Consider the following 23,695-nt stretch of genomic DNA (forward strand, 5'->3'; position numbering starts at 1 on the left):
CAGCAACAGTTCAGGCCATACCGTTCGACCGTCTGTGCCCCTGAGCACGCGATACGAGATTGGTGCCTGACACGTGAGCGCACACCCATGATGGCCAGCGCATAAAGTCGCATAAACAGGCCGGACATAAGAGCGCATCTGACCGGGTCTTCGCGTTAAATCGGTATTCATCATCCAGCCGGTAGAATAATACGTTTTGGAAATGACATCGGGAGAACAATATGAGGTATTGCGCTTAAACGGCCGTCCACATAAGCGCATCTGACCGGGTCTTCGCGTTAAATCGGTATTCATCATCCAGCCGGTAGAATAATACGTTTTGGAAATGACATCGGGAGAACAATATGAGGTATTGCGCTTAAACGGCCGTCCACATAAGACGGTCGAGACCGAGGATCATCCCGCCATGCGTATGGCCCGACAATTGAAGGGCGACACCTTGAGTTGCAGCCCCACGCGCATCACCGGGTTGGTGATCAAGAAGTACGATCGGAGCCCCTGCGGGACTATCTGCGAGGGCTGCAGCAAGATCGGGGCCAGCCTGCCCATGCGCTGGTGCCGACCGATCGGTAACGCCCGCAATGACCAACTCAGCCCTGCCCCTTGAAATGACCGTGTGACGGTTCAGTTGCATGCGAAAACCCAATTCCGTCAGGTGACGCATCCAGTCGGTATAATCAAAGTAATATTCATGATTTCCCGGAATCGCCAGAACACCGTCTGGCGCGTGTAATTGTGCAAGGGGGGGCCACATCAGCACGACGCATGGCTACCGAGCCGTCAATAAAATCGCCTGTCACGACAATCATATCAGCACCGATCGCATTGGTGCGGTCTACAACTCCCTTTGTCCATCTGGCGGGAAACAGCCGACTGATATGCAGATCTGTCAACTGGACCAGTCGATACCCTTCAAACGCTGGTGACAGGCCGGGAATAGTGACGGTCACGTTCCTGACCGGTGGCACACGCAGCGCATTGGTAACACCGATTGCGGCAAGCACCCCAGCAATACCCCCCACGGCCACCCGTGCACCCACTGGGATATGAACCGGCTGCCACGTTACCAGTGCAACCAGCAATGCACCAAAATCCAGCGCAATCTGGAGTAGCGTGAGAAGCAGGATTGTCCCGAATGCCCAGTTAAATAGGATGACAATAGGCCGAGGGAACTCCGGGGCAAAAACGGACCCCGAGGAGAGCCGGGACCAGTAGTGATAAAGTGCTGCCACCACTACCAAAGCAGCCGCAGTAATCTTCAGGCCCAAAGGCAATGGTAACGGCCAGAGCCAGTTCAGGATCACGACAAGAAGGGGCAAGCCGAAAACAACAAGGTGCATTGCAATTAATATCCTCGCACGAAAGCGCAGAGAGACATCTTCCCTCCCCTGCGCCCGGGCTACACACATCTTTATCCGTTATGCCAGAGACAGAGGCACGGATGTTTTAGGAAAATTTTTCCCCGACCATTTCCTCGCTTTTTGACCATAGCGCCTCGGCATGAACGGGATCGACCGCGTAGGCCCGCACGCCTTCACTGACCAAACTGATAGGCTGATCATCGGGCACGACCGGGCTTACGTGGCAGTCTTCGCAGTAATGGCCACCAACTGCGTCAGCGTCCGCCACAACGCCGGCCCAGACTGATGTGGCTGCACCCTGCGGAATGGTCTTGAACTGAAATGGTGGTTTGCCTTCTGCAGCAGCCTGTTCATTGATCCCCGCCACCATCGCCTCAATGGCACCTGCCTGCATATAACGCGGCAGTTCAGTCATGATCCCGCCCGGATGCACCGCTGTCGCACGCACACCACGTGCGCGATGTCGTGCATCAAACGCAACGGCAAAAAGGATATTGGCTGTTTTGGAACGTCCGTAAGCGATGAATGGATCGTATGGCGTATGCTCGAAATTTGGGTCTTTCAGATCAACATCTGCAAAGCGATGTCCGGCCGAAGAGACATTGACCAACCGGGCCCCATGACGCATCAACCCTGCTATCCGGTTGACGAGGACAAAGTGCCCCAGATGATTGGTGCCGAACTGTGTCCCGAACCCATCCTTCGTATGACCAAACGGCGTGGCCATCACACCCGCATTGGCAATTACCAGATCGAAAGGCAAACCTGCTGCATTCAGTTGATCGGCACAGGCGCGGACACTGGCCAGATCTGTGAGGTCTAAGAGCCCTTTTGGAAATTCACGGATGAGCGTTTCGGCGTAGCATGAGGCTTCCCATGGCGATGTGGATCATGGCCTCTGCGACGTCGATCCGCTGTTCGTAGTCCTTCACAAGGCGACGCCAGCGGATCATCCAACCGAAGGTCCGTTCCACAACCCACCGACGCGGCAGGATTTCAAACCCTTTTGCTGTCTCTGACCGCCGGATGATCTCGACTGTGAAGTCGAGAAAAGTGGCCTTATCCATCAACTGGAGGCAGTCATAGGCTCCATCGGCAAACAGGTGCTTCACCCAAGGCCAGCGTTTACGAATGGCATCAAGGATCATCTGTCCTCCTGCACTGTCCGAAATATCGGCTGTTGTCAGCTGGACCAGGAGAAGGCGGCCATCCGTATCAACTGCGATGTGACGTTTCCGACCGACGATCTTCTTGCCTGCGTCATAACCACGTGTCTTTGCGTGGGGTGCCTTGATACTCTGGCTATCAATGACACCACCCGATGGACTGGTTTCGCGTCCTGTCGCTTCACGATCGAGCATCAGACAGACATCATGAATGGTCTGGAACAGGAAACGGCGCATCAGCCTGCGGAACCACCAGTAAACCGTTTGCCATGGGCCAAAATGAACCGGAAGCATCTCCCAACCGCAGCCTGAGCGCACGAGATAGCGCAGAGCATTGATGATCTCACGGAAATCGGTTGTCCGTTTCCGACCACGCCGGTTCGCAGGGGGCATCAGAGGCGCTATGCGCTCCCATTCCTCATCTGTCAGATCAGACGGATAGCGTTTCGTCTTGCGTGTAATTCCGGTCATGCGGCCTCGTTGTGCTGGCGTCCACATCCTGCATTTGAATCACGCTCAAAACCTCTTGAAAACCTATCATAGCGAATTTCCAAAAGGGCTCTAAGGCGATCAGTTCAAACGTCCCTCCCCCATGCTCGGCATCTGCACGGACCTGTCCGGTGGCATGCTCTGCTTTTGTCAGGTTGCGCGCGGCACCCACCACTTGGGCGCCATGTGCAGCAAGGGCGCGCACGGTTTCAACGCCCAGACCAGCAGAAACGCCAGTTGGAGGGATCGAAGAACCCTTGATTGATGTGCTTGGCCGGTAATTTCTGGGTTTTGGCGATTTGATTGACAGTTTTTGCGATGGCGTCCAGTCTGCGTTTTGAGCAGATTGGGAGTTGTCTCTCGCTGGATGGCTATGCGCTCGCGTTCAATCTTTCGAGGAAGAGGAGGCGGCGCATATTGTAGACGATATTGGCGAGCCCGATCCTCATGGTGGCTCGACTGATACCGACAGTCCGGACAAACAGCCCCGTCTGTGACTTCTGATCGGCAAAGACATGCTCGACACGCGAGCGGATGACCGACTTTCCAGCATTTGATTTCTGGATATGCCGGGGCATAGGCTTGAGATGCGGCTTTTTGCGATGAACCTTGGAAACAAAGCCCTGCTTTTCCATGAAGTCTTCGTTGGCTTTTGAGCGATAGGCCGTGTCGGCCCAGACACTTGAGGCCGTATTGGTTTTATCCAGAAGCCCCTCTCTCAATCGCGCGCCATCACTGGCAGCGGCATGCGTTGTTTTCCATTTGCGGATGAACCGGTATTTCCGACCGATGGAAACATGCGATTTATAGCCAAAGAACGGGATGGCGAGATCGCTGGATGGCATGGTTCCATCATCCTGCCGCTTCGCCTTCGTGAACTTCAGTGTCCAGCGCGCATGACGATCCTTGTGCGACAGCTTTGCGGGTTTGTCCTGCCAGTCTTCAGGAATACGGCCTGCTCGCAGATCCGCTTTCTCTGCATTGGTGTTCCGCTGCTTCGGAGCCGCTACCAGCGTGGCATCCAGGATCTGGCCTGACATCGGCAAATACCCGGCGTTACGCAGGGTCGCATCAAAGCGGTTGAACAGCCCATCGATCGCACCCGCCTGGGTCAGACGCTTTTGACACAGCCAGACCGTTTTGGCATCCGGCACCCGATCTGAAAGTCCCAGCCCAAGGAAACGCATAAAGGAGAGGCGATCGTTGATCAGATATTCCGTCCGCTCATCAGACAAATTGTTGAGCGTCTGGATCACCAGGATCTTGAACATCAGCACAGGATCAAATGGCGGTCGTCCGCCCTTGCTTCCATCGGAATACGCCAGGGTCTTGTCCAGATCAGGACGGAACGCTTCAAAATCCACAGTCCGGGAAAACGCTTCGAGCTGATCGCCAAGCCCACTCAGCCGGGCAAGGCGCTCTTCAACATCAAAGAAACCAGGCTGCTTCATATCGCCATTCCCTCAATCAACGCAGAAGAAATAGAATCATACAGAAGACCTCAAAACCAGGGGGTTTTTAGAACCCTCCAGGTCCTGTTCTTCACCCATCATCCACATCTTGTGGAGATCGCAAAGTCGGTCGTCGGGCGCGAGATGCACTCCGAGTGCTCATTGTCGTGACGGCAATCGGCGGCCGAGGGGACGTGACGGTATCCGTAACATCCGTCGAACCCGCCTAACATTCCGTGCGGGGAATCGTCGACGATAAACGCGGGCCGAGCTAATCGGGATGTAGCCGAATTGATCGACAGTCACCGGGGGCGACACGGATCTGACCGGTCGCCCGCCGCCTCACGCCGCTGGGGCCGAAGCTGGCGTGCCCTGAGGTGGAGATGCCGCTTCGACGGCGGCAGGGTGCGTCTCGCCTTCCGCCGGCTCGCCCTCGTCCTCGTCGCTGATCCGCATCATCATGCTGTAGTGGGCGATATGACCGGTTTTCTCAAAGACCTGCTCGAACACGCGAAGGTAGCTCTGGACGGCGTTGTCGTCGGCTGCCAGATAAATGTCGTCGTGCGCGCTGTGAGACCCGTCATTGATCCATGAGAACAGCGAGGCGCAGACTTGGGCGTCGCGACCGGTGAAGAGCGCGACAATGGCATCCTGTTTCCAGCCGCCGAGGACAACGAGATAGTTCTCGACGATCCGCCGCAGCGTGTTCTGGATGGTGAGGTTGGCGCGCTCGGAATTGCGCACGTCCTCCCAGAGCAGCTCGTAGGATGTCTTCACCGGATTGAACGCGTAGTGGTGAAGCGACGAGACGTTGTCGCGCTTCCGCACTACCCAGAAAGTCTCGTCCCGTCGGCAACCTGAGGCGGGGCGATCCCGATCGTAGCTCACCTCCTTATGAAAGTAGATGTTATGCGTCAGCACAAAGACCTGCCGGACCGAGCCCTTTCCGGCGCGCACATCGCCGACCACCTTCCGGATGAGCGCGCTGACGATGAACAGAACATCGGAATCTAGGCTCGACGCGGATTTCTCACACTTGAGGCAATTTCGGGTCATTTTGTAGAATTCAGTCATCCCACAGGAGCCCGATCTGGAATATTGACGATATTCTGCTTCTGGCAGCGGGTTCTGAACGCAGTGAGGGTGTCACGGCCTGAGAAGGCAGTGTTGGTGGAAGCTATGTGGTCTGTGCACTGTCTGTTTCTTCAGATGGCCTGCCGGAGCCTTCGCAATCGTGCATGAGCGAGGGCGAATTCATGCTGACAGGGGAACATGTCCGGCATGGACAGGACAATCCGACGGACGCTGAGCGTTACACGTGTCGCGATTTTGAGCAGTCGTGCGCGTATGGTGCCACAGGTCGCCGTCTCCAGGCTGGTCTGGCCAAGGGCCAGTCTTTGCAGAGCGGTCAGCAGGACATAGGCAGCGGCCGAGAACCACAGCCGGAGCTGGTTGGCCCGGATGGTGTGGGACGAGGTCCTGTCTGAGAACAGATCCATCTGGCATTCCTTGATGCGGTTTTCCATATCCCCGCGTGCGCAGTAAATCTGTTCGTAGAGATGGCGGGGGTCGGACATTCCCTGCGGTAGCGTGGTGACAATAAAGCGATGATAGCGGTTGCCGTGGCGCCATTCGGCCTTGGCCACGACCCGCCTGCGGCGCGTCCAGCTGTCCTTTGTGATCCAGTCAAAGGAGGCAAAGCCGCGCGCCGCTTTGCCTGTCGTGGCGGCTTCGTCACGAACCTCAGCGGACAAAGAGGCAATCCGGTCATACAGGCGGGTGTTGCCTGCAAGCCCAAACAGGAAGTCAACGTGGTTGTCTTCGCACCATGTCATCAGACTGTCCCGGGCGAAACCGCTGTCCCCACGCACCAGGATACGCACCCGGGGCCAGCGGCTCCTGATCTGCTCCACGATCCGGCGGATGTCTGCCAGTGCTTCCTTCCCCGGGTCCCTGTCTGCCGTGCGCAGGGTAGCGCTAAGGAGATGGTCCCCGCAGAAGACATACAGGGGAAGATAGCAGTTATGGCCGTAATATCCATGAAAGGCCCGGCCTTCCTGATGGCCATGGATACGGTCATCGGTGGCATCCACATCCAGAACGATCCGGGCGGGTGCGCGCTCATGCTGGTCCATGAAAAGCGTCACGAACAGGGTAGCCAGGGCCTCATGATCAGCAATGATGCGGCAGTAACGATCTGCCTGCTGCCCACTGCGCTCCAACCGGTTCAGCGTGGATTTTCCTGCCAGTGCCGCACAGTTGGCCCGGCTTCCTGACAGACGTCCCGATACCAGACCCATGACAGGATCATGACGTAAAGCGTCATGGTCATTAAGGTCTTCATAGCCCAGTGCCAGGCCCATGATCCGCTGACGGACAAGGTCTTCAACCCGGTATTCCACAAAGCCGGGATGCCGCTTATCGCGAAAACAGGCAGCAAAGCGGCGGCTGAGCCCCAGAATGTCATCAGCCTGCTTCACCAGAATGACACCGCCATCCGAACTCATGCGACCCCCGTCAAAACGGGCCACAACACGCCGTCCACAGGAGGCTGGAAACTCATACGCGCCTGCGCTACACTCTGTCTGCATCGGGTTTTCTTATAGCTTATGAAAATATCTTTTCTACAAAACAGACTTTTTCATAATCTAACCCGATGTACAACCCTTCTGTGAGATTTCCGCGTCGAGACGGGATCGTCGAACACCACCACCTTATCGGCTGTAGTGCCTGAGCCGGATGTGCTGCCGGCCAGCATGTGATAGAAGTAGAGGAAGGTGATGAACGACCGCTCGCCTTCGCTCAACGTCTTCGCGGCGTCGGATCCATCGAGACGAACGATCCGGTACATATCCCCGCGCTCGCTAGCGACGGCCAGCTTGAAGCTGGTGAAGCCGAATGAGAAGAGGATGCGGTTGATCTCGTCAACCGTCGGCTTAACGCTCGTGATACTAGCTTCCTTGGCCTTCAACTGAGCATCGAGCCGCGCACGCTCGCCCTTCTTTTCTGCGATCTTGGCTTCGAGGCCCTCGATCATCTTGCCGAGCTTGGTCGCTGACGCGTCGTACGTTGTAAGGTCGGTCCGGCGCTCCTCGACAATGAAGCGCCATACCTGCGAGGTCAGGGTGCGTTTCGACTTCGACAGGTCACGGATGGTCTCGTTGTATTCATCGATCACGGTGTTCGCCTGCATCAGCAGATCGCTGATCGCGCTCGCGAACTCCTTCGTATACTCGAGCGTGATCTCGCTGCTGGGTTCGCGACGCTTCGCTACCAACCACTCGTGGTTGAGTTCGAACGCCGTCTTCAGGGCGTGGTAGCGCTCGGTGAGTGTCTCCGAATCGATAAACCTGCCAGGCGAGGCCACGAGGACATCGAGGCGATCACACACGGCCTTCGTGGCTGCTTCGTAGCGTGTGGACAGTTGCGCGATCTCTGCGAGATCCGCCTTATACTGCTCGTCGAAGAATGCGTTCAGATCTTCGATCAGATTCGCCGGGGCAACCTGCTGGCAGAATGGGCACGAGCCGTCCGCTGCCGCAAGATACTCCACGCCCTGCTTGACCCAGTCGCTGTTGCCCAGCCGACCTATCAGGGCCGCAACGACGACGTCGTCACGGCCGACAATCTTCCGTCCGAGGATCGCCGACTTTTCCAAGGTGGGGAAGGCGGTGAAGGCGATCGGCTGGATAGCGGCTTCCGGCGGCGTTGCATCCTTAAAGACGGTCGCGGCGCGCACGATGAGATCCTCAAGGGTGGCGACGTCGGTGTTGTTCTCCGCAGCCTCCTTCAGCACCTTGTCGCAGAAGGCGACCTTGCCATGGCGGTGGCCGGTCATGGCTTTCTCGAAAACCGCCTTGTGGGCTTGCTGCGATTTCCAGCATGCCTCGTCGAGGAGCGATCGCGCGTCTGCAAGATCCTTACGGCTACCTCCCGTGCCATCGTCGCCTTCGAGCTTTTGGCGCAGCCCGCCGATTTCGCGGTCGAGCTTGCCGATCTGCTGCTGCAGGCTCTCGATCTTCTCGACGGCTTTCGTTGAATCCTCGCCGAGTGTGAAGATGCCCTTCAGCTGCTCTCCGAAGTTGGCTTCGGCGAAATCACGGTTGTAGACGAGTGTCGCTATCGCCCGGCCGTCCTTCCATGAGACGCTATAGCCGGCACGGACGGCAGGATCGTGGATGGCGCGGGATACAGTGGTCTTCCCGCAGCCATTGTGACCGAAGAGGTAGTTGATTTTCTTGAGGTCGGTGAGCGTCTCACCTGCGGCTGGATATGTCGCCTCGCCAGCAATCCCAATTAAAGTCAGCATCTACGCCCCCAAGAAATGGACTCCCTGGAACTAAGCTAGAGCATAATCCGATCAGTCTGGTTCATATCCAGCGGCGGTGAAGCACGCGGCGGCCTGGCGATGAGAGATATCGTCAATTGCTCCACAGACGGTATTTTGAAGAGCGTCGAGGGTTCGCGGTGCCACCCGTCTGATCCACGCCTTCATTTTGGCGAAGATGTTTTCGATCGGGTTGAAATCAGGACTGTAGGGCGGCAGGAACAACAACCTGGCGCCGACTGCCTCCACAGCCTCGCGGGCAACGGCTCCTTTATGGGCGGGCAGATTGTCCAGAATGACGACGTCTCCCGGTGATAAGGTTGGAACGAGCACCTTGCGGGTATAGGCGGCAAACCATTCGCCGGTCATTGGGCCGTCCAGCATCATCGGTGCTGTCATGCCGGAGAGGCGCAGCCCGCCGATGAACGTCGTGGTTTTCCAGTGCCCGTGGGGCACGGACATCCGACAGCGCGTGCCCCGTTGTGACCGCCCCCGCAGGCGAGCCATCTTCGTTGAGACGGCTGTTTCGTCGATGAAGATCAGACGGGTCGGATCAAGGTCAGGCTGGCTGTCAAACCAGGCCTCGCGCTGCTGTGCGACGTCGGGCCGTGTCTGCTCGCTGGCGTGCGCCGTTTTTTTTGATGGTCATGTCGTGACGGTCGAGACAGCGCCAGATCGTGCTCGGCGCAAAGCGGACACCGTGTTCCGCTGCAAGTGTCTCCGCCAGTTCGACAAGGGAAATATCGGCCTTTGTTTCAATCGCGGCCAGCAGGAAGGTTGACCACGCTTCAATCCGGTGAGAACGGCGATCGCCGCCCTGTTTAAGCGCATGGTCACGACCGCTGGCCTGCCACTCAGCAACCCAGCGGATAACGCTCGACGAAGACACACCAAAACGAACCGCCGCCGCACGACGGGTCATGCCAGAGGCAACAGCCGCAATCGTGCGGCGGCGAAGGTCAGCAGACAGGGCTCGGGTCATACGGGCCGGCCTCCATACCGGCACATAGTATGAATCAGATTTCGACCAGTATGGGAATCTTAAAATGAACCTATTAGATCGGATTATGCTCTAGCCGTCTGCGCGCCATGCTTCCAGCCGCATTCTCCACATGGGTCCGTTCTTGTGCTGGAGGGTTCATGCCAATGACCCTTGCACATGTACGGTAGGACCGTCTGTCCATCGGGTAACGTCTACTTCACGTTCCTTGAGCGGACAGGCAGTTCAGAGGGGAAAGGAGAATGTCGGCTGTCAGGCATGAAAACCCGACCTAACCGAGAGGCATATTCGCATTCGTGAACGCATTACGTCCCACGTCTGATCTGGTCCTGCCGGACTGAGTGTTCAATTATCGTCTTGCCCTGCACGTTCTGTTTTCCAGATATCCCGGTATAGAAAGACAAGGAGCGGGACGGGCCACAGGAACGGAAAACTACCGTGCAGGGCCAGCCCCGTAGCGGCGGCCATCACGCCTGCCAGAAAAGCCCCCCACGAAAGTAGCGGCAGAAAAATGCTTCCTGCGATAGGGCGAATGTTCCTGTCCGGCGCAATCCATGACGCCATCCATTCCGCAATTCCCGATGCGGCTTTTAACAGGTTTGTCGTCACGACGATCGTGGGCATGGGCGTGCCGGAGAATTTCGCGATCGTTTCGCCCTGCACGGCCAGAAGCGCCGGAAGCACGAGAAATTCTCCCCAGTAACGCAGGGACGATCCCTGAACCGCCTGCGCCAGAACCATGAAGATCGTCATGACCATGACCCCGCAAGCTGGCGACCATAACAGCCGCATCAGGCTGGCCAGAATAGCGGCAAGAAAAAAATACGCCCAGCACACCCATCAGAAGCAGGCCGTGCTGCCAGTTCCCACTGATAAACGAGGCACCCATATGCGTGGTATTGCCGGTCATCGCGCCGGCAAAGACACCGCTCAGATCGACGAAACTCAGGGCATCCACATAGCCTGCGACAAGCCCGAGAATGAGAACCCGCCGGGCGGAAATCGAGACCGGGAGAAGGGAGGAGGGCATTATTGCGACCGGGAAGCGATTGACGGATAGAGCCTGCGGGCGACCCGCTCCATGGTCAGACCCTGCACGATGATGGTGAACACCACGACACCATAGCAAACAGGCAGTAGCAGGTCGCGCAGGTCTCCGGGTGGTAGGCCAAGCGCCAGAGAAACCGAGATGCCGCCACGCAGGCCGCCCCATGTCAGGATGCCGAGGACACGGCCCCGCTCCCACTGCCGGAGATGAACCGGCAGGGTGGAGAACAGCACACTCAATGCCCGCACGGCAATGGACAGCGGGATCACGGCAAGCGTCGCCAGAACCGTGAACAGATGCGGCGTGATCTCCAGTATTTCAAAGCCGATGAGCATGAACAGCAGGACGTTCAGCACTTCGTCAATCAGCGTCCATGCAATGTCGAGTTCCTTGCGCGATACTTCATCGAAAATGGAATGGCTGTAGCTGGTTCCGAAGCAGAGACCGGCCACGACGACAGCAATCGCACCGGACATCCCCAACTGATTGGCGATGCTGAAGGTTCCGGTCGCCAGAGCCAGCGAGGTCAGCAGATCAATATGCGGGTCACGCTGTCCCTTGAGCACACGAAGAGCAATCCACCCGGTTATCGCTCCAAGAAGACCACCACCGAGCGCTTCGCGGCAGAAGCTCATGGCAATCTCAGAAGCGCCCACCCCTTGACTGTCTCCAGTCGCCAGCCCGATCGTCACACCGAAAATGACGACGCCCACGCCGTCATTGAACAGGCTCTCGCCCGCAAAGACGGCCTGTAGCGGTCCTGGCAGTCCCAGACGTTTCAGCATTCCCACGACCGAAACCGGGTCTGTCGGAGCGAGGATAGCGCCGAGCACGATGCACCATGTAAAGGGAACGGCATGGCCCAGCAGCGGGAAAACACACCACGCCGCGACCGCCAGAAACGCCACGGCCAGAACGGTTCCCAGAATGGAGAGAGCGGTCACAGACATCAGCTTTGCTCGCAGATGCCCGGCATCCACCTGCATGGCTCCCGCAAAAAGCAGCAGCGACAGGGCACCGTTCAGAAGTGCCGCAGGCAGATTGATCGCGCCGAGTACAGACCGTGGGAGAGCCTGAAGGTCATAGGCCGGGATCAGAGGGTTCAGGATCATGACCAACAGCGAGGTCAGCAATGAGAAGACCAGAACGCCAATCGTGACAGGAACACGCAATGTGTGGTGGTTGAGAATGCTGAAGCCTGCCGAGAAGGTCAGGAGCAGGGCAAGAAGACTGATTGTATCCATGGCCTCATCGCTGGCCGCCCTGGCGCCTCACGTCAAGAAAAACCGGGAATAGTCTGTTATTCGAGAAACTTAACCGGACATTGAATGGCAAAAATGAGGGCGGGAGCTGACTTTCTACCAAGAAAGTAAATTCACTCTGTTCGGTTCGAAGCCAGTTCATAAATCTCATTATCGGCTCTCCGGTCAACGGCAATTACATAGATGACGATCCGTTCGTCGATGACCTGATAAACAAGGCGGTAACCATCTTTCAGAAGCTTGATCTTATAAAACCCTGATAGGTCGCGATGCAGTTCGTTTCCTGGAGAGTGAGGGTTCCAGATCAGCTTTTCCAGCTTCTTTTCAAATTTCTTACGCACGCTGCCGTCAAGAGCATCCCACTCTCTGAGTGCTCTGTCGTCGAATTCAAGACAATACTCTTTCATTCGCGATGACGGTTCTTAAGCTCTGCAAAAGTCATACGATGCTTTTGGGCAGGGTTTTTTAGGCGTTCGCGCACAATCTCGATAAGCTCCGCATCCTCGTCTGTGACAAGCCTCCGCTTGACGGGAGAGCGACCCGTTTCAGCAATATACGCGAGCGTATCGCGCAGTGCGTCAGAAAGTGAAATGCCTTGAGCCGACAACTTCTTAACTGCGGCTGCCTTCAGCGTTTCATCTACCCGGAATGTAACAGCAGACATACAAAGCCTCCTTGCGTGTATGCACATATGTATCACAGTTGTTGGTACAAATGAAGCGAAAGATGGTCGATGCTGATGTCTGCATTCGAGAAACCTGATCGGTTGCGGAAACGGCAGAAAAGAGGGCGGAAGCCGACCAAGGCTCTCCCTCAGAAACCAGTTAAAAGTAGATCAATAGCCTGGATGATTTCATCCTGATAAAGAGACAATGACGTCACGACTTTTTTCAGATCACGGTCAGGTACAGCAGCCATAAACTGTGTCATCATAACGAACGACTGGTCATCGACTACGAAAATCGGATTCAGTCTCTTTGCCGGCCTGGGTGCCACTTTCTGTGATAAAAGCGGCACCACAATGCGGGTGCCCAACTCGTCAAGCAGGTCTGCCTGCACATCTAAAACGAAACGCGCTTCACCTCGTCCGGCCAAACAATACACATCAAAACGCGCCATTCAGAAGTTCCGATAATCCGCCAGAGGAAGACCATTCTTTTCGACATACTGTCGGGATGCTTCAAGAGAGGAGCGATTTTCTGCGAGCCATTGTTGAGCACGAACCGAAGCGATCGCTGACTTCAACCCCTGTTCGCAGGCCTGCGATATGTTGAGATCAAGCGATCTGGCTTCTTCGAGTAACTGAGCAGGTAACGTCACATTAGTGGGACGACGTAACGGGCTGGTGGAGTGCACACGAACCATAGCTTTGATCCTATTTACATGAGAACTGAAACATAGCACATGTTTATGCACATTTCCATGCGCATATTATCATCTCGCTATATGCCTGCTTTCAGAAAACTCCGGCAATTCCTGTTACGTCTGACATGAGGCAGAAGCTCATCTTACCCCTAACCGGCCGTCCAATCCTCAGATCGCAACCCATCTACCCTCGTAAGTTCTCGTAAGTTTCCAGTCACAACGACAAGCCCCCTGCTTCGAGCGTGCCCGGCAATCATCAAATCGTATGGGCCGATGACACAGCCACGCTTTTCCAGCTCTGCCCTGATTTCCGCTGTATGGGCTGCGGCGTCATCATCAAACGGCAAAACAGACAGACGTGCGGCAAAATGCTCAACCTCACGTCGAATCTTTGCCGGATCGTGAGATTTTTCGGCTCCATAGAGAAGTTCGTAAAGCACGACATCCGAGATGCAGAGCGCCTCGGCGTTATCATTGAAACGCTCACGCAAGCCTTGCGGACGATCACGCAGGACACGAATGCAAAAGTTTGTATCCAGAAGATAACGAAGCATCAGAAGCTTTCGCGTTCCTGCATCCTCGGCTGATCACGCTCAGGCAGTGGAGTGCCCGGCGCGGCAAAGAAATCGTCCCATGCGGCATTTGCAGGTGCGATTATACGACGCGCACCGTCCGGGATGATCACGACGTCTTTCAGGTTGACGTCAAATGCAACCGCTTTGGGAAGACGCACGGCCTGGGAGCGATTGGACAGAAAGAGCGTCGTGCGGGTGAGCATCGTAACCTCCATTTGGGATATGCCGACAGTATATCCAAACTCTTGCCGGGTAACAATGGAATTCGCTCGCAATACTGGCCAGACCATTTTCCCCCAACCCTGCTCTCAGGGCACGGCGATCAATGACCAGAATCCCAGTTTGCGCTTATGTGAAGCCTTCAACCGGGTCATGAACGTTTCATGGGATTCCATGCCTTCAGCCATGGTCAACATGGGTGCAAGTCGCTGACAGGACGCAAGATCCTTTGCGGCATAGGCGTAGTAACGGGAAAGCGCCCTGTCCAGCACGGCCTCGACCAGCAGACGGTAGAGCAGCGTCGCTTCGTTGGGATAAGCTTCAGATAGACGTTCCGCTGCCGGACGCAGCGTCCCGTAGTCCCGTCCGTCCAGTTCCGCTGTATGATGCCGCACGAGACGGGCAGCTTCGTCGAGAGCGGGCCATTCCAGAAGAGTAGACAGGACCACGCTTCTATTCGGGAAATTCCGGATGTGATCGAGTGCCTGCTCTTCGGCGTCGATCGCATCATAATCACTGAGATGACGCTGATAGGCTTTCCAGTGCGGCAGGCTCAGGCGTTCCCGAAAAACGTTCCATCGCAGAGCCTGAGCTTTGTCTCGGTCTCCAACGGCCTCGTATGCTTCAATCCGCAGATCGTCGTTTTCCTTGTAAAAGCGAGAGTTCTCTTCAGTTTCCCGGTCGAGCCAGTCAAGTGCCTCCCGGGCGCGCCCCTTGTCCAGCAAGCGGCGTGCGACGTCGCCGGTATAGGCATACTGGCGGTCACTCAGGCTGACAGCTTCACTATACGCATCAACGTCACCCATGGCATCCGCAAGATCCCGCAGGTGCCTGATCACCTGCATACGCGCGATGTCGGTATGATAATCGCTATTCCCCTTTGACGCAGGAAGGTCGCGCAGTCGTGCCAGAAGCATAGTTCTGAGCATGGCTGCGCCCGTTTCGCCTAATGCCGTGCCGCACGCGGCGATCAGACGATCACAGGTGCCATACCCGTCATCATCGAGAAGCGTAAGAAGGTCTGTGACAACGATGGCGGGATCCCGGTTGGCCTGTCGTCCCCAGAGAACGCCAAGATCAGAAGCGGCCTCCCGGAAGACGTCCGACAGGTATCCGGAACTGTCGTCCGAGCGCTCGTAGACGGATGGGGCAATCTCCACAAGCAGCCTCATGGCTGAAATGGCCTGCCCGACATCGGCAGAGGCAACGTCACCCAGGATGGATTGCCGCAAGGTATCAAGTTCAGCAGCCAGAGGACGGATCCGGTCCCAGGGCAGAAACCCACGGGAACGCTGGATCGTGCGCAGTCTCTTTTCGATCTCCTTGCCGAGTTTATCCTTCGCGTGAACCGCTGTCAGCGCCATGCGAAGCCTGCGGGTCAGTGCGGTGTCCTGCCCTGCCAGTTCGATGAGCAGGTCCGCAAGTCGGTTCGCACCAAGCGCCTTCAGATTATCCTTCGTGACAGTCGTGCCGACTTTCGCTGAGGCACGGGACTTGGGCTTTTCAGAGGGATTTCGAGTCATGGAAGCAGGTTATGGCTCTCCCTCAGGAAGCGCAATCGCCCAGTGTTGGTCCGGCGTGTCAGGGCCTTCCTTTCATCGGATACGCCCATCCAAGCCGGACGGACGTATCCGATGTCAGCTATTCACCCCCTGGTTTTTACCCAGAAGCGCCCGGTGGCGGTCCTTCGTGGCTCCCATCCTGCATTTTTGAGCATAACAAGCAGCTCTTTTTCCGGCGGCACATCGATCACGTTTTGCATGATTTCTGCAAGGGTCGCCCGTTCTCGCGCTGCCAGGAACGCGGCCAGAGTCACCGCGACCGGCGCTGGCGGCGACAGAGATGGCACAGGAACTGCCTCAATCCGAAGCCCTTCCCGTTCGAGATGATCGACGACGCGATGGAGCCCAAGAAATTGCACCCCGGCCAGACGATCATCAGCGTAAACGCCGCTTCCAGCCGCGTCACAGATGGAGGGTTCGAAAAACCCTCTGGTTTTAGGTCTCTCTGTGTGATTCCCTCTCTTGTGTGATGACTGGAGGAGTGGCTGATGACGCAGTCTGGTTTCTTTGATGTTGAAGAGCGGCTTGCTCGGTTGAGTGGGCTTGGTGACCAACTTGAAGCATTTTCCCAGACTGTGGATTTTGAGGTATTCCGTCCGGAGCTGAACAAGGCGTTGGCCTATTCAGACAGAAGCAAAGGCGGGCGTCCTCCGTTTGATCCAGTGCTAATGTTCAAAATTCTGGTCATCCAGACGCTGAACAATTTGTCCGACGAACGGACGGAATACCTGATCAACGACCGCCTGTCCTTCATGCGCTTTCTTGGTCTGGGGCTGTCTGACCGCGTGCCTGATGCCAAGACCGTCTGGCTGTTTCGTGAGCGTCTGACACAGGCGGGAGCAATTGATGTTTTGTTCAACCGCTTTGATGCGACCCTGCGGAATGCCGGTTATCTCCCCATGTCAGGTCAGATCCTGGATGCTACACTGGTAGCGGCCCCAAAGCAGCGCAATACCAATGAAGAGAAGGCCGATCTGCGCGAAGGACGGATCCCGCAGGATTGGCAGGACAAGCCCTCAAAGCTGTCCCATAAAGATCGTCATGCCCGATGGACATTGAAGTTCACGAAAGCAAAGCGTCAGGATGACGGGAGTATGCCCGCAACAGATCTGGCCATCCCTTTCTTTGGCTATAAATCGCATGTTTCCATCGACCGGAAATTTCGGCTGATCCGCAAATGGAAAGCGACCGATGCAGCGGCCAGCGATGGTGCCAGACTACGCGAGGGCCTGCTGGATAAAACCAATATGGCATCAACAGTCTGGGCGGATACAGCCTACCGCTCAAAAGCCAATGAGGACTTCATGGACAAGCATGGCTTTGTCTCGAAGGTTCACAGGAAAAAGCCTCATCTCAAGCCGATGCCACGACATATACAGAGATCCAACGCCGGAAAGTCCGTTATTCGGTCGCGTGTCGAGCATGTTTTTGCCGATCAGAAATCGCAGACAGGACTGTTCATACGAACCGTAGGGATAACCCGAGCCACCATGAGGATCGGGCTGGCCAATATCGTCTATAATATGCGCCGCTTTCTCCTCCTGGAGCGGATTAACGCGAGCGCGTAGCAATTCAGGGCATGAGACCCTCTCTCTGCTCAATACGCAGAGTGAAAATCAGGTCCACGAACCAGCAATCAACTCGCTAAAAACCTGAAATCAGGCAGAAGGGAAATCAATCAACGGTTCTTCGAACCCTCCAGGTTATGGAGTGGCGTGGCAGGCCAGAAGCCATCCGAATGGATAATGGCCCTGAATATGTCAGTCATACGTTGGTTTCATGGGCCGAAAAACAGGGGATTACCCTGATCTATACGCAACCGGGTAATCCGCAGCAGAATGCCTATATTGAACGCTACAACAGAACTGTCCGGCAGGAATGGCTGGAGCAGTATTTGTTTGAAAGCATTCAGGACGTGCAGGAGGTCGCAACACAATGGCTCTGGACATATAACCATGACAGACCCAACATGGGGAACAGCGGGCTAACCCCCGCCCAGAAACTAAAAACAGCTGCCTGAATTCTCATTCAATGCCCCACTAAAAATGGGGGGATTACCAACGGACCATTGTTGGACTGAGAATCCTTAACTCCCAGACTGTGGAAACAAATTTTTTTCTAACGCTTCAATCGCGTAAATTTAACCAAAGTGAAACCATCATGCGTCTGTTGTTCCGCATTGACTTGGATTCCGTCAATTCAACTGGAGCATAATCTGGTTCATATCCTTCAACAGTGAAGCTGGCGGAGATCTGATTGCGACAGACACCGTCACTTGTACCACACTGCGCGTTCTGAACCGCATCGATGGCTCGGGGCTACTCACTTACATAACCTCGAGTTGGAATCCGGCCATATCCATTCGCCACGTTCTCAAACCACTTTTTATACTCATTTTTCACTCTTTACCACCTCGACGCCTCAACGTGGCTCTCGCAACTCAGTGCAACCTGATCGCGGTCTTTCTCAGATTCATGCTTGCCCGGATGCATAATCACGCGCATCACCGAATAAGGTCTTAAGAATGAAGACACCGTCACATCTTCTGTCGAGGCACCGGTAACTTAAAGACATTCACCTCTTCATATCCGGAACAAAAACAATGCCAACGATGTTATTAGCCAACACGAAAACACGCGATCCCGTATGCGGGATGCTGGTTGATCCGGCTACCAGCAGGTTCAAAAGCGATCGTAATGGTCACATCTCTTTTTTCTGCAGCGGCCACTGTCAAAAGAAATTCGAGGATAATCCAACGGCATTCGTCAAAAATGATGTGATACCTGCAACCGTCTGGACATGTCCGATGCATCCCGAGATCAGGGAAGCGCATCCCGGCACATGCCCCAAATGCGGCATGACGCTGGAACCTGTGAAAGAAGTGCAGGAAAAGGCGGTGCCTTCCATGCGGGGCATGAGCTGCCATCATGCGCCGCAACGGCCTTCCGCCGCCGGAGAGGGTACGCCGGGGATGATCTGGACCTGCCCGATGCATCCGCAGATCCGGCAGGATCATCCGGGGAACTGTCCGCTCTGTGGCATGGCGCTGGAGCCGGAGGAACCGACGGGAGCAGAGACGGAAAACCCCGAACTGCATGATTTCAGACGTCGTCTGATCGTCTCCGTGCTTTTTGCGGTTCCTCTGATGCTCATTGCCATGGGGGGCGATGTCGGCCTGCACCTTGTTCCGGGACCATGGTCTCCCTGGGTTCAGCTTGCGCTGACCACTCCGATTGTCTGCTGGGCAGGACTGCCTTTCTTCCAGCGTGGACTCGCCTCACTGCGGACCGGTCACTTCAACATGTTCACGCTCATCATGTTCGGCGTCGGCGCCGCGTTTGGCTATAGTCTGGCCGCGACGTTCGCACCGGGGGCGTTCCCGGCCAGCTTCAGGATGCCCGACGGAGCCCTGCCGGTCTATTATGAGGCGGCGGGCGTGGTCGTTGCGCTGGTTCTGCTGGGACAGGTTCTGGAACTCCGTGCACGTGCCGCCACCGGTGATGCCATTCGCGCCCTGCTGGATCTCACACCAAAACAGGCTCACCGTATCGGAGAGAACGGGCAGCCGACAGACATAGCCGTGGACGCTGTCGGGGTCGGAGACCGACTGCGGGTGCTGCCGGGAGAGTCGATCCCTGTCGACGGCAGGGTTCTCGATGGCACATCCAGCGTTGACGAAGCCATGATTACCGGGGAGCCAGCACCCGTTGCCAAAAAGATCGGCAGCACGGTGACTGGCGGTACGATCAACGGCAATGGCAGCCTCGAAATCGAAGCGCAGGCCGTCGGCAGCGATACCATGCTGGCGCGGATCGTGAAGATGGTTGCCACCGCCCAGCGCAGCCGCGCACCCATTCAGGCCGTGGCCGACCGGGTGGCCGGATGGTTCGTCCCGCTGGTGCTGGCTATTTCCGTGCTGACTTTCATCGTATGGTACGCCGTTGGACCGGCTCCGCGCTTTGGGCATGCTCTTCTGAATGCCATCTCGGTGCTGATCATTGCCTGTCCCTGCGCGCTTGGGCTGGCCACGCCCATGTCAATCATGGTCGGTACAGGGCGGGGCGCACGCGAGGGCGTTCTGGTCCGCAATGCCGAAGCGCTTCAGGCGCTCGACAGGGTGGATACGCTGGTTGTGGACAAGACCGGCACGCTGACGGAAGGACACCCCAAGCTCATCGCCGTGGAGGCAGCCAATGGCTGGCCGGAAAACGATGTGCTGTGTTATGCCGCCTCTGTGGAGACACACTCCCAGCATCCTCTGGCACAGGCTATCGTTCAGGGCCTGAAAGACCGCCATGGGGAGCCCGGCGTTCTTACCCATTTCGAGTCGCAGCCGGGACTGGGCGTGAGCGGCAGCGTTGAGGGCCATGTCGTCGTCGTGGGCAATGCCGAGTGTCTGAAGCAGGCTGGCGCTGATGCGTCCCCTGTTGAAGCTAGCGCGACGGCGCATCGTGAAGCCGGAGCCGGGGTGATGTTTGTGGCGGTAGACGGCAGGCTCGCCGGGCTGATCGCCGTGGCGGACCCTCTCCGCGCGGATACGCGGGCCTCTCTTGCGGCGCTCCACGCCGATGGTCTGCGGATCATCATGCTCACGGGTGACAGCGATGCGACGGCGAAGGCTGTGGCGGCGCAGGCGGGAAATATCGCGGAAGTCCATGCCGGTCTGAAGCCACAGGACAAAGCCGATATCGTCAAACACCTGACGGCGCAGGGCGCACATGTCGCGATGACGGGCGATGGCGTGAATGATGCTCCAGCTCTTGCGGCCGCATCCGTCGGGATCGCAATGGGAACCGGCACTGACGTAGCGATCGAAAGCGCCGGGATCACTCTGGCGCATGGCAGCCTGGAAGCACTGGTCCGGGCCAGACGGCTTGCCCATGCGACCATGCGCAACATCCGGCAGAACCTGGCTTTCTCTTTCCTGTTCAACGGGATCGGCATTCCGATCGCCGCCGGTGTGCTCTATCCGATCTGCGGGCTTCTTCTCTCACCGGTTATCGGCGGCGCGGCCATGGCTCTGTCGTCCGTGACGGTTGTCACTAACGCGCTTCGGCTTGGTCGGGGGAAAGACTGAACCTAGCGTTTTTCGGCCGCGGCGCGGGTGCGTAATGCCTCATAAATCGGTGCTTCCCCCATGCCGTCGGCCACGAACATCGCGGCAAAACTGCCCGAAAGCAGCGGAAGCAGCAGGCTGGGCGTATTTGTCATTTCCGTCACAAGAATGATCCCGGTCAAAGGTGCCCGCACTGCTCCCGCAAACATTGCCGCCATACCAACCACAACAAAGGGTGTGCTCCGCCCCGCCAGCGTGGGCGCCAGAACATGGGCCAGATCTCCGCAGCCCAGACCGGTCAGAGCACCCAGAGTCAGCATGGGAGCGAAGAGGCCACCCGGCGTTGCTGCGGCATAGGAAATCGAGCCGAAGACCAGACGCAGGGCATACAATCCTGGCAGCGCTGTCCAGATCAGCGTTCCATCGATGGCGCTTTGCGTGATCCAGTCGCCTCCACCAGCAAGGTGAGGTGTAAGCCAGACGATCAGCCCACCGATCGCGCCGATTGCCGCAGCCCGGATTTCCACGCTGGCATTCATCCGTTCAGCCAGCCGTAACGTGGCCAGAACTGTCCGGTTGTAAACGACCGAGAGCAAGCCAACTGCAAGCCCCGTCAGCAAGAACAGCACCTGCGTTGAAACGCTGATGATCATGGGACTGTCGGCCACCACGAAATCAGGATCACCGCCCAGCAACGCGCGGGCGACAAGGATGGCGGACACGGAAGCACCGAGTGCGGAACAGGCGGTTCGCGCCTCGAATTTGCCGACCAGCTCTTCCAGCACAAAGATCGCGCCAGCGCCTGGCGCATTGAACGCTGTCGCCAGTCCAGCTCCGGCACCAGCCGCCAGCAATGACCGGCAATCCGCCGGTCCCAACCGTAACAGCCGACCGATCGTATTGGCAGCCGTGGCACCCATCTGCACGCTCGGCCCCTCACGCCCCAGCGCTAGTCCTCCGCCGATGGCCAGCAATCCTCCGATGAACTTGACCGGGATCAGGCCGACAGAAGCTGGTGTTGCAAGTCCGGCCAGGACGGCCTCGACATGAGGGATCCCACTTCCAGAAGCCAGAGGCGCCAGCCGCCTGACCATCCAGGCCGCGATGAAGGCCGTGATGCTGCCGATCGCAATAATCATCAGACCGGCGGGAAGCGGGTGCAGGACATCAAGCGCCAGCGTCGTTCTCAACCCCGCAGCATGTTCAAGTAACAGCCGGAATGTCCCACAGACCGCTCCGACAACGACACCTGTCAGAATGGAAAGAAGGGAAAGCACAGTGAGACTGCTAGGCGGCTGGATCATCACCGCGTGCTGTGTTTCCTGACTATGAGTGGTGTCTGCCATCGCCTTCTTGCCGGATTATCATCGTTGCAAACCCGACCCCGGAGTCTGAGAAAAGTTTAGCATCTTTGCTCTTATGCCGATAACAACATCAGATCGGTGTCAAAGCATGCGAAATCGCCTGGACAGGCTTCAGTCCGTGACCAAAGCGGGCGATAGCTGCGCGATCCTTCTCCAGCGCCCCATAAGGTAGATACCGGACTTTCAGATCGGCAATCCTGCTGAAGGCCGGTCGCTTCAACTGTTCGCGCACATCGGCTTCCCGCTTGTCTGGAGCAACAAGGAACAGTCCTTCCAGAGCCTGCGCCTCCGACCCAAGAGCAAGATCCAGCATGCGCACGATGCCTGAATAGATGGTCGTTGAATGCTCGACCTCGAAGGCTGCCACAATCCTGTGGCTGTCCCGGTCTAGCCATAGGACATCGATCAGATGCACGGATTCCGCTCCCTGCGTTTCCGTCGTGAACCCTGGCAACACCGACAGGCAGCCATCCCCCAATTTACCGTCCTGCCATGGACGACTGTGATCATTGGCCGCAATCCAGACATCGTAACCCAGAGAATGCCCCAGATCGCGAAGCCAGCCCTGAATCTCGGTATGGGTATGATCCGTTTCCCGCTCTGCTGCCAGTATCCGAGCCTCTTTTGCGCTCTGCTCCCTCACCTGGTGAAGATCGGCTTCCCAGAGTTTCCGCGCTGTTTCGTTATCCTCGAGAGGTGGCGCTGTATAGCGTCCGCTTCCGAGATCAAACAGCAGTCCTCCGATAGCGCCCAGATCATTGGACAGCAGCGAACGATAGGTCGCATTCAGCTTCAGAATGCCCTGCCGCATGGCAAGATATTCCTCCCATCGGCCCAACTTCATCTTTGATCCGGTCAAGGCGTTATAGCCGTTCACGATTGCCGTATTGAAAGGCGGCATGATCGTAGGATGCAGGAAATACAGCAGATTGGCGACGGCTGGTCCCAGCCCTTTTATCTTCCGGGCATCGATCGCGTGGATGGCCGAGACCACGTGCTCGTCGGTATTGCAACACAGGCAGGTATCGAGAAGCTGCCCGAATGCTTTCTGGTTTGCAGGATTTTCGTAGATATCGGGAATGCGTAGCTTCGGCTTCCACAGGAATGCATGATCCGCACCCTTGAATATCTGACGCTGTTCAGCGATCGAATGAACAACTGTTTCCAGGGATGAGCCACGATAGGCGACCCCGAATGTGCCAGCGGTAATCTCGGTAACGACCTGCTGCAGACCACGGCGGATAGACCGGAAGTTCTTGAGGCGTTCATCCCACAAAAACCAGCTCTGATAGGTGCCTGCCGGATCATCACGCCAGCGAAGGATAAGGTCTCGAATAAGGTCGGTCATCAGTCCAGAAGCTACAATTATATTCGCTCTTGACACTGATTGTAACAGCATCTCACGTCAATGCGGATAATCGCAAGGCCTGGCGAGGTTTAAGATACTCAT

At 56.8% G+C, this 23,695-nt stretch carries 19 protein-coding genes and 5 pseudogenes; 4 read left to right on the forward strand and 20 right to left on the reverse strand.

Features of this window, described 5'->3' with window-relative positions; translation table 11 throughout:
- Positions 1–373 precede the first annotated feature (373 nt).
- The 18 genes and pseudogenes from A4S02_RS05060 to A4S02_RS05145 all read right to left on the reverse strand — a co-directional run.
- A pseudogene (locus A4S02_RS05060) lies at positions 374–1,340 on the reverse strand (metallophosphoesterase); the annotation flags it as partial.
- Between the two features lie 106 nt (positions 1,341–1,446).
- Positions 1,447–2,184 (reverse strand): annotated as a pseudogene (locus A4S02_RS05065) (SDR family NAD(P)-dependent oxidoreductase); the annotation flags it as partial.
- A 16-nt stretch (positions 2,185–2,200) separates the two neighbouring features.
- The gene (locus tag A4S02_RS05070; protein ID WP_082246760.1) at positions 2,201–3,025 is read right to left on the reverse strand and encodes an IS5-like element IS12528 family transposase; all 825 of its coding nucleotides are present in this window, start codon (positions 3,023–3,025) and stop codon (positions 2,201–2,203) included.
- Between the two features lie 61 nt (positions 3,026–3,086).
- Positions 3,087–3,278 (reverse strand): annotated as a pseudogene (locus tag A4S02_RS16040) (SDR family NAD(P)-dependent oxidoreductase); the annotation flags it as partial.
- A gap of 109 nt (positions 3,279–3,387) precedes the next feature.
- Entirely contained in the window at positions 3,388–4,467 is a 1,080-nt protein-coding gene (locus A4S02_RS05080; RefSeq protein WP_070323147.1) for an IS5 family transposase, read from the reverse strand.
- Between the two features lie 342 nt (positions 4,468–4,809).
- Positions 4,810–5,541 carry an AAA family ATPase gene (locus tag A4S02_RS05085; protein ID WP_070323148.1) on the reverse strand — a complete coding sequence of 244 codons (732 nt, stop codon included), beginning with the start codon at positions 5,539–5,541 and terminating at the stop codon, positions 4,810–4,812.
- A gap of 131 nt (positions 5,542–5,672) precedes the next feature.
- Positions 5,673–7,058, reverse strand: a complete 1,386-nt coding sequence (locus A4S02_RS05090) for an IS1380 family transposase (RefSeq protein ID WP_070323149.1) — start codon at positions 7,056–7,058, stop codon at positions 5,673–5,675.
- A gap of 50 nt (positions 7,059–7,108) precedes the next feature.
- A complete protein-coding gene (locus A4S02_RS05095) occupies positions 7,109–8,776 on the reverse strand; it encodes an AAA family ATPase (RefSeq protein WP_070323150.1) in 1,668 nt (555 codons plus the stop codon).
- Between the two features lie 51 nt (positions 8,777–8,827).
- A protein-coding gene (locus A4S02_RS14890) for an IS630 family transposase (protein WP_249023703.1) occupies positions 8,828–9,776 on the reverse strand; the annotation gives its coding sequence in 2 pieces (ribosomal slippage) (positions 8,828–9,437 and positions 9,436–9,776; 951 coding nt in all).
- Between the two features lie 363 nt (positions 9,777–10,139).
- Positions 10,140–10,824 (reverse strand): annotated as a pseudogene (locus tag A4S02_RS05110) (YoaK family protein).
- A complete protein-coding gene (locus tag A4S02_RS05115) occupies positions 10,824–12,086 on the reverse strand; it encodes a cation:proton antiporter (RefSeq protein WP_070323151.1) in 1,263 nt (420 codons plus the stop codon). Before A4S02_RS05115 ends, A4S02_RS05110 begins: the two are co-directional and overlap by 1 nt.
- Positions 12,087–12,217: 131 nt before the next feature.
- Positions 12,218–12,511, reverse strand: coding sequence for a type II toxin-antitoxin system RelE family toxin (locus A4S02_RS05120; RefSeq protein ID WP_070323152.1), 294 nt, complete (start codon positions 12,509–12,511; stop codon positions 12,218–12,220).
- A complete protein-coding gene (locus A4S02_RS05125; protein WP_003618686.1) occupies positions 12,508–12,768 on the reverse strand; it encodes a type II toxin-antitoxin system RelB/DinJ family antitoxin in 261 nt (86 codons plus the stop codon). Before A4S02_RS05125 ends, A4S02_RS05120 begins: the two co-directional genes overlap by 4 nt.
- Positions 12,769–12,917: 149 nt before the next feature.
- Complete coding sequence (locus tag A4S02_RS05130; protein ID WP_012813344.1) at positions 12,918–13,223, reverse strand: CcdB family protein; 306 nt, start codon at positions 13,221–13,223, stop codon at positions 12,918–12,920.
- Positions 13,224–13,424, reverse strand: coding sequence for a type II toxin-antitoxin system CcdA family antitoxin (locus A4S02_RS14895; RefSeq protein ID WP_012813343.1), 201 nt, complete (start codon positions 13,422–13,424; stop codon positions 13,224–13,226). It abuts the gene before it with no gap.
- Positions 13,425–13,618: 194 nt separating this feature from the next.
- A complete protein-coding gene (gene vapC, locus A4S02_RS05135) occupies positions 13,619–14,023 on the reverse strand; it encodes a type II toxin-antitoxin system tRNA(fMet)-specific endonuclease VapC (protein WP_003630720.1) in 405 nt (134 codons plus the stop codon).
- A complete protein-coding gene (gene vapB, locus A4S02_RS05140) occupies positions 14,023–14,334 on the reverse strand; it encodes a type II toxin-antitoxin system VapB family antitoxin (protein ID WP_019088952.1) in 312 nt (103 codons plus the stop codon). Before vapB ends, vapC begins: the two co-directional genes overlap by 1 nt.
- Positions 14,335–14,352: 18 nt before the next feature.
- The gene (locus A4S02_RS05145; RefSeq protein WP_070323153.1) at positions 14,353–15,786 is read right to left on the reverse strand and encodes a DUF6880 family protein; all 1,434 of its coding nucleotides are present in this window, start codon (positions 15,784–15,786) and stop codon (positions 14,353–14,355) included.
- Positions 15,787–15,797: 11 nt separating this feature from the next.
- On the opposite strand from A4S02_RS05145, the gene A4S02_RS15600 reads away from it, so the two are divergent.
- The 4 genes and pseudogenes from A4S02_RS15600 to A4S02_RS05165 all read left to right on the forward strand — a co-directional run bounded on the left by A4S02_RS15600 (position 15,798) and on the right by A4S02_RS05165 (position 20,902).
- Positions 15,798–16,295 (forward strand): hypothetical protein, encoded by a 498-nt coding sequence (locus tag A4S02_RS15600; RefSeq protein WP_157885528.1) that lies wholly within the window; start codon positions 15,798–15,800, stop codon positions 16,293–16,295.
- 15 nt (positions 16,296–16,310) lie between these two features.
- Positions 16,311–17,393 (forward strand): IS5 family transposase, encoded by a 1,083-nt coding sequence (locus tag A4S02_RS05155; protein WP_208858931.1) that lies wholly within the window; start codon positions 16,311–16,313, stop codon positions 17,391–17,393.
- Between the two features lie 116 nt (positions 17,394–17,509).
- Positions 17,510–17,845: pseudogene (locus tag A4S02_RS05160) on the forward strand (integrase core domain-containing protein); the annotation flags it as partial.
- A 582-nt stretch (positions 17,846–18,427) separates the two neighbouring features.
- Complete coding sequence (locus tag A4S02_RS05165; protein ID WP_408736038.1) at positions 18,428–20,902, forward strand: heavy metal translocating P-type ATPase; 2,475 nt, start codon at positions 18,428–18,430, stop codon at positions 20,900–20,902.
- A gap of 2 nt (positions 20,903–20,904) precedes the next feature.
- Here the strand turns inward: A4S02_RS05165 and A4S02_RS05170 are convergent, their stop codons facing one another.
- Together A4S02_RS05170 and A4S02_RS05175 are read right to left on the reverse strand one after the other, a co-directional pair.
- Positions 20,905–22,227 carry a ClC family H(+)/Cl(-) exchange transporter gene (locus tag A4S02_RS05170; RefSeq protein WP_228142460.1) on the reverse strand — a complete coding sequence of 441 codons (1,323 nt, stop codon included), beginning with the start codon at positions 22,225–22,227 and terminating at the stop codon, positions 20,905–20,907.
- Positions 22,228–22,315: 88 nt separating this feature from the next.
- Positions 22,316–23,593 (reverse strand): type II restriction endonuclease, encoded by a 1,278-nt coding sequence (locus A4S02_RS05175; protein WP_070323155.1) that lies wholly within the window; start codon positions 23,591–23,593, stop codon positions 22,316–22,318.
- Between the last annotated feature and the right edge of the window lie 102 nt (positions 23,594–23,695).

Source organism: Acetobacter ascendens (genome assembly GCF_001766235.1).
GTDB lineage: Bacteria > Pseudomonadota > Alphaproteobacteria > Acetobacterales > Acetobacteraceae > Acetobacter > Acetobacter ascendens.

Coding starts and splice junctions, on each gene's coding strand:
- A4S02_RS05070 (WP_082246760.1), bottom strand. CDS start 3,025: ATGTGGACGCCAGCACAACGAGGCCGCATGACCGGAATTACACGCAAG.
- A4S02_RS05080 (WP_070323147.1), bottom strand. CDS start 4,467: ATGAAGCAGCCTGGTTTCTTTGATGTTGAAGAGCGCCTTGCCCGGCTG.
- A4S02_RS05085 (WP_070323148.1), bottom strand. CDS start 5,541: ATGACTGAATTCTACAAAATGACCCGAAATTGCCTCAAGTGTGAGAAA.
- A4S02_RS05090 (WP_070323149.1), bottom strand. CDS start 7,058: ATGCAGACAGAGTGTAGCGCAGGCGCGTATGAGTTTCCAGCCTCCTGT.
- A4S02_RS05095 (WP_070323150.1), bottom strand. CDS start 8,776: ATGCTGACTTTAATTGGGATTGCTGGCGAGGCGACATATCCAGCCGCA.
- A4S02_RS05115 (WP_070323151.1), bottom strand. CDS start 12,086: ATGGATACAATCAGTCTTCTTGCCCTGCTCCTGACCTTCTCGGCAGGC.
- A4S02_RS05120 (WP_070323152.1), bottom strand. CDS start 12,511: ATGAAAGAGTATTGTCTTGAATTCGACGACAGAGCACTCAGAGAGTGG.
- A4S02_RS05125 (WP_003618686.1), bottom strand. CDS start 12,768: ATGTCTGCTGTTACATTCCGGGTAGATGAAACGCTGAAGGCAGCCGCA.
- A4S02_RS05130 (WP_012813344.1), bottom strand. CDS start 13,223: ATGGCGCGTTTTGATGTGTATTGTTTGGCCGGACGAGGTGAAGCGCGT.
- vapC (WP_003630720.1), bottom strand. CDS start 14,023: ATGCTTCGTTATCTTCTGGATACAAACTTTTGCATTCGTGTCCTGCGT.
- vapB (WP_019088952.1), bottom strand. CDS start 14,334: ATGGTCTGGCCAGTATTGCGAGCGAATTCCATTGTTACCCGGCAAGAG.
- A4S02_RS05145 (WP_070323153.1), bottom strand. CDS start 15,786: ATGACTCGAAATCCCTCTGAAAAGCCCAAGTCCCGTGCCTCAGCGAAA.
- A4S02_RS15600 (WP_157885528.1), top strand. CDS start 15,798: ATGGCTCTCCCTCAGGAAGCGCAATCGCCCAGTGTTGGTCCGGCGTGT.
- A4S02_RS05165 (WP_408736038.1), top strand. CDS start 18,428: ATGCCAACGATGTTATTAGCCAACACGAAAACACGCGATCCCGTATGC.
- A4S02_RS05170 (WP_228142460.1), bottom strand. CDS start 22,227: ATGGCAGACACCACTCATAGTCAGGAAACACAGCACGCGGTGATGATC.
- A4S02_RS05175 (WP_070323155.1), bottom strand. CDS start 23,593: ATGACCGACCTTATTCGAGACCTTATCCTTCGCTGGCGTGATGATCCG.